Source organism: Photobacterium angustum (assembly GCF_002954615.1).
Lineage (GTDB): Bacteria > Pseudomonadota > Gammaproteobacteria > Enterobacterales > Vibrionaceae > Photobacterium > Photobacterium angustum_A.
Genome location: NZ_MSCJ01000001.1, coordinates 1,877,283 through 1,890,987, shown reverse-complemented (window position 1 = coordinate 1,890,987; position 13,705 = coordinate 1,877,283). Strand labels below are relative to the sequence as shown.

The 13,705-nt window shown below is 40.3% G+C and carries 13 protein-coding genes, 1 riboswitch and 1 other annotated feature; of the genes, 3 read left to right on the top strand and 10 right to left on the bottom strand.

The annotated features are described in order from the left end of the window. Positions 1-336 precede the first annotated feature (336 nt). Positions 337-517, top strand: a riboswitch (Lysine riboswitch). A gap of 85 nt (positions 518-602) precedes the next feature. Together BTO08_RS08145 and BTO08_RS08140 are read left to right on the top strand one after the other, a co-directional pair. Then, entirely contained in the window at positions 603-2,201 is a 1,599-nt protein-coding gene (locus BTO08_RS08145; RefSeq protein WP_105060610.1) for a Na+/H+ antiporter NhaC family protein, read from the top strand. Between the two features lie 162 nt (positions 2,202-2,363). After that, entirely contained in the window at positions 2,364-2,942 is a 579-nt protein-coding gene (locus tag BTO08_RS08140; RefSeq protein ID WP_005370610.1) for a thymidine kinase, read from the top strand. 113 nt (positions 2,943-3,055) lie between these two features. Here the strand turns inward: BTO08_RS08140 and hisIE are convergent, their stop codons facing one another. The 10 genes from hisIE to BTO08_RS08090 all read right to left on the bottom strand — a co-directional run bounded on the left by hisIE (position 3,056) and on the right by BTO08_RS08090 (position 12,468). Further along, entirely contained in the window at positions 3,056-3,679 is a 624-nt protein-coding gene (gene hisIE, locus BTO08_RS08135) for a bifunctional phosphoribosyl-AMP cyclohydrolase/phosphoribosyl-ATP diphosphatase HisIE (protein WP_105060609.1), read from the bottom strand. Further along, the gene (gene hisF / locus BTO08_RS08130; protein WP_105060608.1) at positions 3,676-4,449 is read right to left on the bottom strand and encodes an imidazole glycerol phosphate synthase subunit HisF; all 774 of its coding nucleotides are present in this window, start codon (positions 4,447-4,449) and stop codon (positions 3,676-3,678) included. Before hisF ends, hisIE begins: the two co-directional genes overlap by 4 nt. 10 nt (positions 4,450-4,459) lie before the next feature. Further along, on the bottom strand, positions 4,460-5,194 hold the full coding sequence (hisA, locus tag BTO08_RS08125; RefSeq protein WP_005370613.1) for a 1-(5-phosphoribosyl)-5-[(5-phosphoribosylamino)methylideneamino]imidazole-4-carboxamide isomerase: 735 nt from the start codon (positions 5,192-5,194) through the stop codon (positions 4,460-4,462). 20 nt (positions 5,195-5,214) lie between these two features. Further along, complete coding sequence (gene hisH, locus BTO08_RS08120; RefSeq protein ID WP_105060607.1) at positions 5,215-5,862, bottom strand: imidazole glycerol phosphate synthase subunit HisH; 648 nt, start codon at positions 5,860-5,862, stop codon at positions 5,215-5,217. Then, complete coding sequence (gene hisB, locus BTO08_RS08115) at positions 5,862-6,932, bottom strand: bifunctional histidinol-phosphatase/imidazoleglycerol-phosphate dehydratase HisB (RefSeq protein WP_431356667.1); 1,071 nt, start codon at positions 6,930-6,932, stop codon at positions 5,862-5,864. Before hisB ends, hisH begins: the two co-directional genes overlap by 1 nt. 11 nt (positions 6,933-6,943) lie before the next feature. Then, complete coding sequence (hisC, locus tag BTO08_RS08110) at positions 6,944-7,990, bottom strand: histidinol-phosphate transaminase (RefSeq protein ID WP_045127360.1); 1,047 nt, start codon at positions 7,988-7,990, stop codon at positions 6,944-6,946. 9 nt (positions 7,991-7,999) lie between these two features. Next, positions 8,000-9,301: a histidinol dehydrogenase gene (hisD, locus tag BTO08_RS08105; protein WP_105060606.1), complete on the bottom strand. Its 1,302-nt coding sequence runs from the start codon at positions 9,299-9,301 to the stop codon at positions 8,000-8,002. 3 nt (positions 9,302-9,304) lie between these two features. After that, positions 9,305-10,201 carry an ATP phosphoribosyltransferase gene (gene hisG / locus BTO08_RS08100; protein ID WP_105060605.1) on the bottom strand — a complete coding sequence of 299 codons (897 nt, stop codon included), beginning with the start codon at positions 10,199-10,201 and terminating at the stop codon, positions 9,305-9,307. A gap of 41 nt (positions 10,202-10,242) precedes the next feature. Continuing rightward, positions 10,243-10,378: a sequence feature (His leader region), on the bottom strand. A 336-nt stretch (positions 10,379-10,714) separates the two neighbouring features. Then, positions 10,715-11,239 carry a YchJ family metal-binding protein gene (locus BTO08_RS08095; protein ID WP_105060604.1) on the bottom strand — a complete coding sequence of 175 codons (525 nt, stop codon included), beginning with the start codon at positions 11,237-11,239 and terminating at the stop codon, positions 10,715-10,717. 2 nt (positions 11,240-11,241) lie between these two features. Further along, a complete protein-coding gene (locus tag BTO08_RS08090) occupies positions 11,242-12,468 on the bottom strand; it encodes an EAL and HDOD domain-containing protein (RefSeq protein ID WP_105060603.1) in 1,227 nt (408 codons plus the stop codon). 326 nt (positions 12,469-12,794) lie between these two features. On the opposite strand from BTO08_RS08090, the gene BTO08_RS08085 reads away from it, so the two are divergent. Then, positions 12,795-13,697, top strand: a complete 903-nt coding sequence (locus BTO08_RS08085) for a sulfite exporter TauE/SafE family protein (protein ID WP_105060602.1) — start codon at positions 12,795-12,797, stop codon at positions 13,695-13,697. Positions 13,698-13,705: the final 8 nt, after the last annotated feature.

Genomic DNA, 13,705 nt, shown 5'->3' with positions numbered 1-13,705 from the left:
CTAACTGTAAATAATAATAGCAGTGTCGAATCATTTATTACAATAGTAATGCTTTTATTCTTTATGTCAAAACACTTTAAACGTTCTTTATTGTTAATTGTTAATAATAGCGATATTCGTATCTTTATAAAAAAACGAATATCGGATTTATGCTTAATAGATGTTTACATAGTTACAAAATGAAACATATCTGCTCGTAGGTTCATACTATTTAATGGGTGAAGCTATACTTAGATAAGATTTATTTATAAAACAATGCCATTTGATGTGTTGTTAAATGTTTCACGTGATGTTGTTGCAAATAATGAAACATTACGTAGAATAATCGCAACCTTGATGTAAGGTAGAGGCGCGTTATCTAATAGTAATTAACAAGAGGGTGAAACCAATGACGGTTAATGAAAGGAGCTAATGCCGAAGTAAGAGTGACGTCAAATCCTTTTTCTGGGGTTGTATTGAATAAGTGCAACACTGCCATAGTATATAATCATATTCACTATGGAGCGCTACTGTGAAAGAGAAGAGCTAAGATGTTCTTCAAATATGGTTAACCACCATGTTATCCAGTAGATCTCCAACCTAATTCGGTTGTCTTTGAGATCATGAATTTAGTAGATTACTCCCATTCATTAGTATCCATTATTCCTCCTATTGTTGCGTTAGGGTTAGCGATACTTTCTCGGCGTGTGTTAGTTTCTCTTGGTGCGGGTATCGTATTAGGAGCACTTTATTTAAATGATTTTTCATTTAATCATTCAGCTTCTTATTTAGGAGACACAATACAAAACTTATTCATATCTGATGGTGGCATTAACACCTGGAATATGAGTATTGTTTTATTCCTCATTATATTAGGCATGACGACAGCATTGTTAACATTGTCTGGTGGTACTCGTGCATTTGCTGCATGGGCACAAACAAAAATTAAAACGAAAAGGGGCGCGAAACTGCTTGCTGCCTTTTTAGGCGTGTTTATTTTTGTTGATGATTACTTTAATAGTTTAGCGGTGGGTTCTATCGCTCGTCCTGTAACGGATCGCTATTATGTATCTCGTTCTAAATTGGCTTATATATTGGATTCAACAGCCGCTCCAATGTGCGTTCTAATGCCTGCATCGAGTTGGGGGGCGTATATAATTACATTAATTGGCGGTATTTTAGTTACTCATGGGGTAACAGAATATACACCTTTAAGTGCCTTTTTAACGTTAGCGCCAATGAACTTCTATGCTATTTTTGCTTTAGCTATGGTTTTTGTTGTGTCTTGGTTCCAATGGGATATTGGACCAATGAAAAAACATGAGATGGCAGCAATGCATTGTCGTGGATTTGATGAAGGCAGTGATGTTGATGAACAAGCAAAAGATTTAACTGACGAATTAGAAATTGTTGAAAGTACGAAAGGTAAAGTTGGTGATTTAATTTGGCCGATTATTATTTTAATATTTGCCACGTTCTTTTTTATGATTTTTACAGGCTATCAAGCATTAGCAGCAGACGGTAAATCTTTTGCTCTGCTAGGTGCGTTTGAAAATACTGATGTCGGTAAGTCACTTTGTCTTGGTGGTTTATTTGGCTTAATTGCCGCGATTATTCCTGTTATTCGACAGCGTATTGCATTTAATGAAGTTATTCGCACATTATGGATTGGTGCTAAATCCATGTTTGGTGCGATTTTAATTTTATTATTTGCTTGGAGTATTGGTAGCGTTATTGGTGATATGAAAACGGGGCAATATTTATCAACCCTCGTACAAGGGAATATTAACCCTATGTTATTACCGATGATCTTATTTTTATTATCAGGCGTGATGGCATTTTCTACAGGTACCTCATGGGGCACGTTTGGCATTATGTTACCTATTGCTGGTGATTTAGCTGGGGCAACCGATATTACCTTGATGCTACCAATGCTAGCGGGGGTATTAGCAGGTTCTGTATTTGGTGATCACTGTTCACCGATTTCAGATACTACAATATTGTCTTCAACGGGTGCTCGTTGCCATCATATTGATCATGTCGCAACGCAACTTCCTTACGCAGTTTCTGTCGCCTTTGTTTCTACTATTGGCTTCCTTGTGCTAGGTATTACTGATTCATTACCCGTAGCCTTCATCGCGGCTATAATTACTTTTATTATGGTTTGTGTGTTGTTTGCTTGGTTATCACGACGTACTTATGTCCCAACAGTAAAAAGCTGATTTTATCTCTGCTCTTTTAAGCCCATACACTTTTCATAAAAAAGAGTATGGGCTTTTTTGTAACTAATTTGTACTTGTTAAGTCTATCACTTTTCATTGTGAGTGAATTTCTGTAGCATCGGCGCAGTTTTTTTAAACCAATCGTATTACTAGGGAATCCTCATGGCCCAAATGTATTTCTATTACTCTGCTATGAATGCAGGGAAATCGACCACATTATTGCAATCCTCATTTAATTATCGCGAAAGAGGAATGACCCCCGTTATTTTTACTGCTGCGATTGATGATCGTTTTGGTGTGGGTAAAGTCAGCTCTCGCATTGGTTTAGAAGAAGAGGCTGAGCTATTTAATGCAGAAGATGATTTATTCGAACGATTAAAAGCGTTATCGGATAAAGGTAAAATTGATTGCGTATTAATTGATGAATGCCAGTTCTTATCTAAAGCGCAGGTTTATCAATTAACGGAAGTGGTCGATAAACTCGATATTCCAGTTTTATGTTACGGTTTACGTACAGACTTCTTAGGTGAACTTTTTGAAGGTAGTCGTTACTTATTATCGTGGGCGGATAAGTTAGTTGAACTAAAAACAATTTGTCACTGTGGTCGCAAGGCTAACATGGTGATCCGTCAAGATGAAACCGGTCGTGCTATTGCTGATGGTGAACAAGTTGAAATTGGTGGCAATGCTCGTTACGTATCGGTATGTCGATTACATTATAAAGAGGCATTAGGTCGTTAATCATTTAATGATAATAGGGATAGTCCTCTTTATTTTATCCAGTAATACGTAATTATTGCGAAACAAAAAGCCAGCTTATTTAGCTGGCTTTTTCATCGTAACTGACAATTGAATTATTTCTTATTATGACGCTCTTGCAGTTTATTCGTCACATCAGACAGTGATAAACCTTGATCTTGAAGCAGTACAAGCAGGTGATAGATCAAATCCGCTGATTCACATACTAATTCCGCTTTGTCACCCGACGTTGCCGCAAGCGCGACTTCAACGCCTTCTTCGCCCACTTTTTGCGATATACGCTTGGTGCCACGGGCGTAGAGGCTGGCTGTGTAGGACGACTCAGGATCTGCACCTTTACGACTAGCCAAGAGCTGCTCAAGTTGATGAAGGAAAACCAGTGACGGTGGCTGAGCATCACTTTCATCAGAATCAAAACAGGTGGTCGTGTTTAAGTGGCACGTTGGACCAATTGGATCGACTTGTACTAATAAGGTGTCTTTGTCACAATCAAGCTGAATACTTTTAAGTTGCAGTACATTGCCTGATGTTTCACCTTTCGTCCACAGGCGCTCTTTGGTGCGAGACCAGAAAGTGACTTGTTTAGTATCAAGTGTCTTTTGAAGCGCATCTTCGTTCATGTAGCCAAGCATTAGCACTTGACCACTGGCATTATCTTGAACAATAGCAGGGATCAGTCCGGCTACTTTTTCCCAATTGATTTTGGTTAATAAACTCATAGTCGGATCTCCACATTTTGCGTTTTCAGAAATTGCTTTAACTCACCGATGTTGATGATTTGTTTATGGAAAACAGAGGCAGCTAAGGCGCCGTCTACATTCGCAAGCTTAAAGGCATCGCTAAAGTGCTGCATTTCACCCGCACCACCAGAAGCAATTAAAGGTACGTCACATACATTGCGTACCATGTTGAGTTGCTCTAAGTCGTAACCATTACGTACGCCATCTTGGTTCATCATGTTCAGTACGATTTCACCCGCGCCACGACGTTGAACTTCTTCAACCCAATCACGTGTTTGCCATTGGGTTGCTTTGGTACGCTTTTCATCACCAGTAAATTGGTATACCTGATATTGACCTGTTTCAGCATCAAAATAGGAATCAATACCGACAACGATACATTGCACACCGAACTTATCCGCCAATGTGGTGATTAATGTTGGATCTGCTAGAGCTGGTGAATTGATAGAGACTTTATCTGCACCAAATTGAAGAATACGGCTCGCATCGTCAGCAGATTTAATACCACCTGCGACACAGAACGGAATATCAATCACTTCTGCAACGCGAGATACCCAGCTTTTATCAACAACACGACCGTCACTTGATGCGGTAATATCGTAGAAAACCAGTTCATCTGCGCCTTCTTCAGCGTAACGTTTTGCCAGTGGTACAATGTCGCCAATGATTTCGTGGTTACGAAATTGGACACCTTTTACAACCTGACCATCACGTACGTCTAAACAAGGAATAATACGTTTAGCTAACATTGTGGTCTCCTTAATTGTTCCAGCATGTAAAGGCTTGCTCGGCAGTAAACTTACCATCAAGTAGGGCGCGACCTACAATAACGCCAGCCACACCTGAGCCTTTTAATGCTGCAATATCATCAAGCGAGCCAATGCCGCCAGATGATTGAAATTGTACTTGTGGGTATTGGCGACAAAGATCGACATACAGTTCGACATTTGAACCAGCCAATGTGCCATCGCGAGAAATGTCAGTACACAGCACGTGTTTTAAACCCACTTTTAAGAAATCTTCTAATAGCGCCTCAATAGTAACGCCTGAATCTTCTTGCCAACCAGATACAGCGACAATGCGGTTACCGTTGTCATCAATATTGATATCTAGTGCTAATACAATGTGTTCAGCACCGTATTTTTCCATCCAGCCTTTAACCATCTCTGGTTGTTTAACTGCCGTTGAACCGATCACTACGCGTTTAGCACCTGCGTTAAGCAGATCTGCGACGTCTTGTTCTGTGCGTACGCCACCACCAATTTGTACATTGGCTGGTGTGCTTTTGAGTAGTTTTTCAATAAGGGATAACTGACGGGCTTGTGTATCTTTTGCGCCCGTTAAATCAACCAAGTGGAGCCAGTTAGCGCCAGCTTGGTGGTAAAGATTAAATTGCTCTGCGGGATCGACTTTGTATTCTGTTACTTGACCATAGTCGCCTTGGAATAGACGAACGACTTGGCCTTCAATCAGATCTAATGCAGGAATAATCATAACAAGTCCTTTTGTTATCGTTATAGTTCGAGGAAGTTTTGAATGAGTATCGCGCCAGCTTTACTTGAACGCTCTGGGTGAAATTGCACCCCGTAGTAATTGCCATTTTGCACTGCTGCGGTAAAGCTTTGACCATATTGCGCGCTGGCGATGGTTTTACCACCTTGCTGCGCGGTATGATCAAATACAGGCATGGCGTAACTATGCACGAAATAAAAATAGCTTCCCGCAGGGATGCCATTAAATAGCGGGTGATTATCTTCCGGTGTAATGGTGTTCCAACCCATATGTGGCAGCGGTAACCCCTCGGCTTGGATTTTCTCTACAGAAGCATCACACAAATCTAAGCAGGGAATAATTTCACTGCCATTTTGCCCGTGCTCCTGCGACGCTTTACCCAGTAGCTGCATACCCAAACAGATCCCTAACAACGGTTTAGTCACTTGCTTTACTAAGCTAACTAAATCACGCTGTTGTAGGTTCTGCATTGCTTCACTGGCGGTACCAACACCTGGAAGAAAGAGCTTATCGGCAGCAAGTACAACTGCTGGATCTTTGCTGACTTCCACTTGATAGCCAAGACGTTCAATAGCAAAGCGAACAGAAGATACATTGGCACAACCAGTATCAATAATGACTACGCGCTGTTGAGTATTGGTTGCTGTCATTACAACACTCCTTTACTGCTTGGTAGTTCGTTACCTTCTACTTTAATCGCTTGGCGCAATGTGCGGCCGAAAGCTTTAAATAGGCTTTCAACGATGTGGTGATCGTTATTACCTGTTGATGATAAGTGCAGGGTACAAGCGAGCGTATCAGTTAAAGATCGGAAGAAGTGTGGCACCATTTCCGTTGATAAATCACCAACTTGATCACGACTAAATTGTGCATCAAATTTCAAATATGGACGACCAGATAGATCTAACGCGCATTGTGCTAAACACTCATCCATCGGTAGGCTAAAGCCAAAGCGACCAATTCCACGTTTATCACCTAAGGCTTTTTTCAACGCTTCGCCTAACGCAAGTGCGGCATCTTCAACACTGTGGTGATCGTCGATGTGTAAATCACCATCAACGGTTAAGGTCATTTGAAAACCGCCGTGCGTGGCGATTTGATCTAGCATGTGATCAAAAAAGCCAAGGCCAGTTGAAATCGTATTACCGCCCGTTTGATCTAAATTCACTTTAACGCGAATGTCAGTTTCTTTGGTGGTTCTTACAACTTCAGCAATACGAGGTTGGGTGGTTAAATCAGTTAAGATCTGCATCCAATTCATGGTTTCAGGGTTGTACTGGATACCACGAATCGCCATGTTTTCAGCCAGTTGTAGATCAGTAATCCGATCGCCAATGACTGCTGATGTTTCAAAATCTACACGACCTTGCTGGAGATACTCTTTGACAAGTCCAAGCTTAGGCTTACGACAACTACAACCTTCGTTATCAAAGTGAGGACAAATCAGCACATCGCTAAATACTACACCTTGTGATTCGAAGATTTCCATCATCATATTATGTGGCGCGTCGAAATCCGACTGTGGGTAGCTATCTGTACCTAAACCATCTTGGTTTGTCACCATAACTAGTTTGTAGCCTGCACTTTGCAAAGCAAGTAGGGCAGGAATCACATTCGGTTCAAATTTAAGTTTATCTAAACGGTCTACTTGAAAGTCTACTGGCGGCTCAACAATTAAGGTGCCGTCACGGTCAATAAATAAAATCTTTTCCTTGCTCACAATCAACGTCCTTATTGTTGTTCTAATTGGCTACGAATAAAGGCGAGAGTTTTTTCACACTCATCACGGCTACCTACACTGATTCGAATACAGTTTTCAATCGGAGAGCGGCGTAAAATAATGCCGTTATCCCATAATGCTTTAAAGAGTTGATCTGCATTAGGGAATTTAACCAGTAGGTAATTACCGTAGCCATCAAATACGGTTACGCCATCTAACATGCTTAAACCCGCTTGTAAGTAAGCGCGGTTAGCACTGATATCAAGCACTTGGAATTTTGTTCGTGCTCGACCTGCTTCTGATAGGGCTTGGACTGCAATTTCAGTGACAGGTACAGGTACTGGGTAGGGGGCAATCACTTTAAGCAAAACATCGATAATATCGCTGTTAGCAATCGTAAAGCCACAGCGTAAACCCGCTAGTGCAAACGCTTTTGATAGCGTACGAAGAATGACTAAATTAGGGTAGCTTGACAGTAAATCGCTGGCGCTTTCTTCTAAGCAGAAATCGATATAGGCTTCATCAACTACCACTAGGGCTGAGTTTGCTGTCATATCTAACAGGGCTTCAATGTCTTTACGTGCTAACAAGTTACCTGTTGGGTTATTCGGGCTACAGACGAAAACAATTTTCACGCCATCAAGGTTTTGTGAAATGGCCTCTAAATCCAATTGCCATTTGCTTGTAAGCGGAACAACTTTCGCATTTACATCGTAAGTTTCAGCGCTGATCGCATACATGCCATATGTCGGAGGACAATATAAAATACTGTCTTGGTTTGGCTCACAAAAAGCGCGGATCAGAAGTTCAATACCTTCATCGGCACCACGTGAGGTTAGCACCTGATCAGGTTTTACATTGGCATAGTCTGCGTAGGCATTGATTAATGCTGGTGGCTGACATTCGCTGTAACGGTTTAATCGAGCAAGACTAATGCTGTACTCGTTGTCAAACGGCGATTCATTGGCATTTAACCAAATGTCTCCGTTGCCGCCTAATCGACGGGCTGATTGGTAAGGGGTTAATTCACGTACTGTTTTACGTGCTAGTCTTGCCATCGTCATGATTTATCCCTCACGCTTAGCCGTTAATTTTTCAACGCGGATTGTTACTGCACGTTTGTGGGCATCAAGACCTTCAGCATCGGCAATCGTAGTTACTGTTTTTGCTAAACCCAGTAGACCATCCGCAGATAACTCTTGTACTGTCATACGCTTAGAAAAGTCAGCTAAGCCTAAACTTGAATAAGTACGTGTGTAACCATAGGTTGGTAAGACGTGGTTAGTACCAGATGCATAATCACCAACAGATTCAGGTGACCAATTACCTAAGAAAATAGAGCCAGCATTGTCTAGTAATGGCACTAAATCTCGAGGTGTACGGGTTTGAACAATTAAGTGTTCAGGCCCATAGTTGTTAGAAATCGCAATACACTGCGGTAATGTTTCTGCCACAATTAACAGGCTTGAGCCTAATGCTTCTTTAGCAATATCTGCACGTGATAATTCAGCTAGTTGACGTTGAATAGCATCTGCTGTTTTATCTGCGATTACAGGATCGGGCGTAACCAAAATGACCTGAGAGTCAGGACCATGCTCAGCTTGGCTAAGTAGGTCTGCTGCGATAAAGTCAGGATCTGCATTGCTATCTGCAATCACTAATACTTCAGAAGGGCCTGCTGGCATATCAATAGCAGCACCGCGAAAATCATTACTTACTTGGCGTTTAGCTTCTGTTACAAAGGCATTGCCTGGGCCAAAAATCTTATCGACTTTAGTGACGGTTTCGCTGCCGTAGGCCATCGCTGCAACCGCTTGTGAACCACCTACATTGTAAACATCATCGATGCCACATAATTTGGCAACGTATAAGATTTCATCAGCAATAGGCGGTGGAGAGCACAGCACCACTTTTTGGCAACCCGCTATTTTAGCGGGCACACCTAGCATTAGTACGGTTGATGGTAGTGGTGCACTGCCACCTGGAATATACAAACCGACTGAATTCACAGGGCGTGTCATTTGCTCACAGATGATACCTGGTTGTGTTTCTACACGGAGTGTCGGTTGCTTCTGTGCCTTGTGGAAGGTACTGATATTGTCAAAAGCTTGTTGTAGCGCTTCTTTCATCTCTGTACTTAATCGAGCACATGCATCATCGATTTCTGTGCCACTGACTTTGATAGATGCTGGACGAATGCCATCAAATTTTTCTGTCAGTTCCAGTAAAGCTTCATCGCCACGTTCACGGACATCACTAATAATGCCAGAAACAATAGCGCTAATATTAGCGCCATTATTGACGGCTGGTCGAGCAAGAAGATTTTCTCGCTGACTTTCACTTAAGGATTGCCATACAACTGTCTTCATCGATTACTCCATCATTTTCTCGATTGGCAATACTAGAATAGAGCTTGCGCCTAATTCTTTTAGCTGTTCCATTGTTTCCCAAAATAGGTTTTCAGAACTCACTAAATGGATAGCAACACGAGATTTGTCCTCAGCAAGAGGAAGTACCGTTGGATCTTCAGCACCAGGTAGTAGGAGTTTAATTTGATCTAGGCGATCTGTTGGTGCATGTAGCATGATGTATTTTGATTCTTTTGCTTGAATCACGCCTTGCATACGGGTCAGTAAGCGTTCAATTAATGCTTGCTTTTCAGCATCTAACGTTTCTGTTGATTGGATCAGTACCGCTTTTGAACGCAGGATAACTTCTGCTTCCTTAAGGCCATTTGCTTCAAGTGTCGCACCGGTTGAAACCAAGTCACAGATAGCATCAGCAAGACCTGCTCGTGGAGCAACTTCAACAGAGCCGTTTAGCATACAAGTGCTAAATTTAACGCCTAGCTCATCCATATAACGTTTTACTAATTGCGGATAAGTCGTCGCAATACGTTTGCCGTTAAGATCTTGAGGACCATTGTATTCGGCATCTTTATCAATCGCGATAGAAAGGCGGCAACCACCGAAATCTAGACGACGCAGTTTTTTGTAATCTGATGGTTCACCGCGAGCCGCACGTTCAAGGCTGACTTCTTCAAGTTCATTTTCGCCAATTACACCTAAATCAACCACACCATCCATGATAAGACCAGGAATGTCATCATCACGAACAAGTAGCAAGTCGATAGGCATGTTTTCAGCGTGAACAACAAGACGTTCGCCTACCATGTTAAATTTCACACCACAGCGTTTAAGCAGTGTTTGACACTCTTTACTTAGACGGCCTTTTTTCTGAATCGCAATGCGTAATCGTTGTGTTTGCATAGTCATTTCCCTGTCCTAATTCACTTAATTCAAAATCTGGTATTAAAAAACCCTCGGAAGCTTGTATCTTCCGAGGGTCTGAATTTGATTATTCCTTGTGACCACTGGAAGAGTATGTTGTCTTCCAGGGTGAGGCGTATCCTCCCGAAAGACTAGTCAGGATGGTGATGAATATGATTGTTAGTCATTTGGATACGCATAATAAAATCTCGTTAATACATAATGGTGTTATTTTCTTGTTATCCACACTAACTAAGAGTGTTAGATAATGCAACATTAATTTTAACCTTTTATCTGATTTATTTTTCATTTCGAAAATAGTTTAGGTAATGTCACAATTGTAAGAAGAAATTTCCTAACTTGTTGAGTTTTAGATGGTTAAATTAATTGTGTCGAAAGAAATAAGAAGGGGATTAATTATTGGCTCAACACATAGTTTTATGTGAGATAGCATACTTAAAGAAGAAAAACCGATCTAAGATCGGTTTAAGAAAGAGGAATGTTAACGCGGTATTAACCACAACATTTTTTATATTTCTTGCCGCTACCACATAAGCAAGGGTCATTACGACCAATAGTTTTAGCACTTTTTACGGGAACAGATGAAGTTGATTGTTCTACAGGGGCTGGCTCTGGATATTCACCATCAATATAAAACCAACATAGCTTGCTATCTTTTTCTTGTTGTAAGAAGCGTGAACGTTCTTGCAGGATATATTCATTGCCTGCTTCTTTGTACATAGCTTTGAATTCAACAAAACCTTCACCGCTTTCAGCGATTTCACTGTTTAGAACATCTAATCCTAACCATGATAAATTTACTGATTCTGCAATGGCATCGCGGTGTTGTTCCGCTTCACAACTTGAGTGATAAGTTTGGACGACAAAATCAACTAATCCGAGTACATGGGCACTGTAACGTGCCCGCATCAGTTGTTCTGGGTGTTGTGCTTTTGAATGATCAAGATGGATAGGTTTACAGCACTCAATAAGGGGCTTATTACTTCCACAAGGACACATTGATGTGTGTTTAGACATGTTTATTTAGCCGAGGTTTGCTCATATTCAGTAGACCATTTTACTGACTCTAAATAGTAGTCTGCAATGCTTGATTCATTGATTTTTAATGCAGTGCTGTATTTTCTAACTAATGACCAATCAGCCTGATCGTAAGCATCTGTTAAGTTTAATATTGCTCCTAAAGGACCTGCACGTTTAGTTAGTGCTAACTTAACCTGCTCACTTAAAGGAAGGAGCTCTATTAGCTCTTCTAATGGTTGATCAAGTAAAGAGTCTAATAAGGAAAATAGTCCAGTAAGAAAGGCTTGATTACCATTATCTTTGGGGACTCGTGTTCGGTATAACTGCTCACAAAAATGTGCACGTTGGAGTGATAAGTTATAAAGAGACTGAGGTTTATTTTCTACTGCATGAGATGTCGCGACAAACGTAACAAAACGTCGTAGCTGATCTTCACCAAGAAAAATTAATGCTTGTTTAAAAGAGGTAACAGGCTTTGAACGCATTGATGTTAACGCATTGACGTGACGAAGTAATTTGTACGATAAGGTTAAATCAGTAGCAATAATTTCTTCAATTTTGTCAAAATCGACATCAGTAACACAAATTTCTTTAAACAAGCGTAATGTTGTTAAAGATGAGGGTTTTAATGATTTTCGTTGGATCATTTCTGGCTTACTAAAAAAGAAGCCTTGGAAAAGATCAAAGCCTGCATCATAAGCTTGTTGGTATTCTTCTTGTGTTTCTACTTTTTCGGCTAAAAAACGTAGTTTTGTTTTTTCTTTATAGAATTGAATAAATCGTGCAGCTTTTTCAATACTGATAATACGAATATCGAATTTAATAATATGGATATAGGGGAAAAATCGAGTCCATTGTTTATTAGGGATAAAATCATCAAGTGCGAGTGTGTAGCCTTTTTGATGAAGTTTCTTTATTGCTTCAAAAAGTTCATCAGTAGGTTCACAATTTTCAAGGATTTCGATGATGAAACTTTGTTTTGGGAAAAGAAGAGGCGTCCCAGAGACTATTGAACTATAAGGGAAATTAACAAATGCACGTTTGCCAGATGTTAATTGCGCTTCTCCAGCTGAACTGAAAAAGTTATCGTTAAGCAAACGGTTTGTGGCTTGTTCATCACCAATATTTGGAAAGCAGTTATCTGGACCATCCCTAAATAAAAGTTCATAGCCAACGGTTTGCTTATTTCTGTTTAAAATGGGTTGTCTAGCAATATATGAGAACATTGAAATCTACAGAAAAGTCCAAAAAAATAAAATTTAAATTATTTAAGTATTGTTGTTATTAGCAGAGCATATCAAATTTATATAATTCACAAAGTGATGTTTTTAACACTATTTAAATAAAGTATTGAAGCATAAGTATATTGAAATTACATTTGGTTTAAAAATGCACAAATTATCAATATATTAGTCAATAAAGCTATTAAGTGTAATAAAAATGGTGTGTAATATATTTTGAGTTCATAATAGCAGAGTTTTAAATATTCACCATTTGCGTGAATTTTTTGATCTATCTATTCAACTTTCTATCAATCGTATTTGTACTATTTATGTCTATATTTACCTTGATACAAGCGGGATTGCTTGTTGGTGGTAGTGTTTTTATTGTTATGCTTGTGATGGCATGGCGAAGAAACCGAAAGCAGGAAGCAGATACACGAGTTATTCCCATTGCCTTAATTGGTGGGTTTGCAAACTTCTGTGACACTTTAGGAGTGGGAAGCTTTGCCATTATGACGGCAGGCTACAAACAGTTTAAGCTTATTGATGATCAAGTTCTTCCCGGAACAATGAATTGCCAAGCGGTGTTAGCTACCGTTGTTCAAGCGCTTATTTTTCTGACTGCAGTAAATGTAGATTCAGTCACCTTATTAAGTCTTGTCGTTTCAGCGTGTTTAGGGGCAACAGTCGGTGCGAGTTTAGTCTCTAATTGGGATCGTCAACATATACGTATTGTGATGAGTGGTGCGCTACTGGTGGTGGCAGGTTTGATGCTTGCGGGTCAATTAAAGCTATTTCCACTAGGTGGTACGAGTTTAGGGTTAAGTGGTTGGAAATTGGCGATTGGTATTGCCGGTAACTTTTTATTTGGTGCCCTGATGACTGTTGGTATTGGTTTATATGCTCCGTGTATGACAATGATCTACATGTTAGGTATGAATCCACTTGCTGCGTTCCCTGTAATGATGTGCTCATGTGGATTTTTAGGCTTCTTTTCTGCTGGTGGTTTCTTACGTCGAGATAAAATTAATAGTCGAGCGTCAGTGGCTGTTGCAATAACAGGACCTATTGGTGTGGTGATTGCAGCATATTTAGTGAAATCGCTAGATATGAAAGTGTTGGCTTGGCTTGTTTGTGGGGTTGTTTTATATACCTCTTTGACGATGTATCGTTCTTGGGCGGCTGACCGAAAACAGCTCAAGCAATTTAATGTCGAAGAAAAGATCGCATAAAAAGAAAG

Bases quoted from the DNA above. Each gene is read 5' to 3' on its own strand.
- BTO08_RS08140 (WP_005370610.1), top strand. From the start codon at position 2,364: ATGGCCCAAATGTATTTCTATTACTCTGCTATGAATGCAGGGAAATCG.
- hisIE (WP_105060609.1), bottom strand. From the start codon at position 3,679: ATGAGTTTATTAACCAAAATCAATTGGGAAAAAGTAGCCGGACTGATC.
- hisA (WP_005370613.1), bottom strand. From the start codon at position 5,194: ATGATTATTCCTGCATTAGATCTGATTGAAGGCCAAGTCGTTCGTCTA.
- BTO08_RS08145 (WP_105060610.1), top strand. From the start codon at position 603: ATGAATTTAGTAGATTACTCCCATTCATTAGTATCCATTATTCCTCCT.
- BTO08_RS08090 (WP_105060603.1), bottom strand. From the start codon at position 12,468: ATGTTCTCATATATTGCTAGACAACCCATTTTAAACAGAAATAAGCAA.
- hisH (WP_105060607.1), bottom strand. From the start codon at position 5,862: ATGACAGCAACCAATACTCAACAGCGCGTAGTCATTATTGATACTGGT.
- hisG (WP_105060605.1), bottom strand. From the start codon at position 10,201: ATGCAAACACAACGATTACGCATTGCGATTCAGAAAAAAGGCCGTCTA.
- BTO08_RS08085 (WP_105060602.1), top strand. From the start codon at position 12,795: ATGTCTATATTTACCTTGATACAAGCGGGATTGCTTGTTGGTGGTAGT.
- hisC (WP_045127360.1), bottom strand. From the start codon at position 7,990: ATGGCAAGACTAGCACGTAAAACAGTACGTGAATTAACCCCTTACCAA.
- BTO08_RS08095 (WP_105060604.1), bottom strand. From the start codon at position 11,239: ATGTCTAAACACACATCAATGTGTCCTTGTGGAAGTAATAAGCCCCTT.
- hisD (WP_105060606.1), bottom strand. From the start codon at position 9,301: ATGAAGACAGTTGTATGGCAATCCTTAAGTGAAAGTCAGCGAGAAAAT.
- hisF (WP_105060608.1), bottom strand. From the start codon at position 4,449: ATGTTAGCTAAACGTATTATTCCTTGTTTAGACGTACGTGATGGTCAG.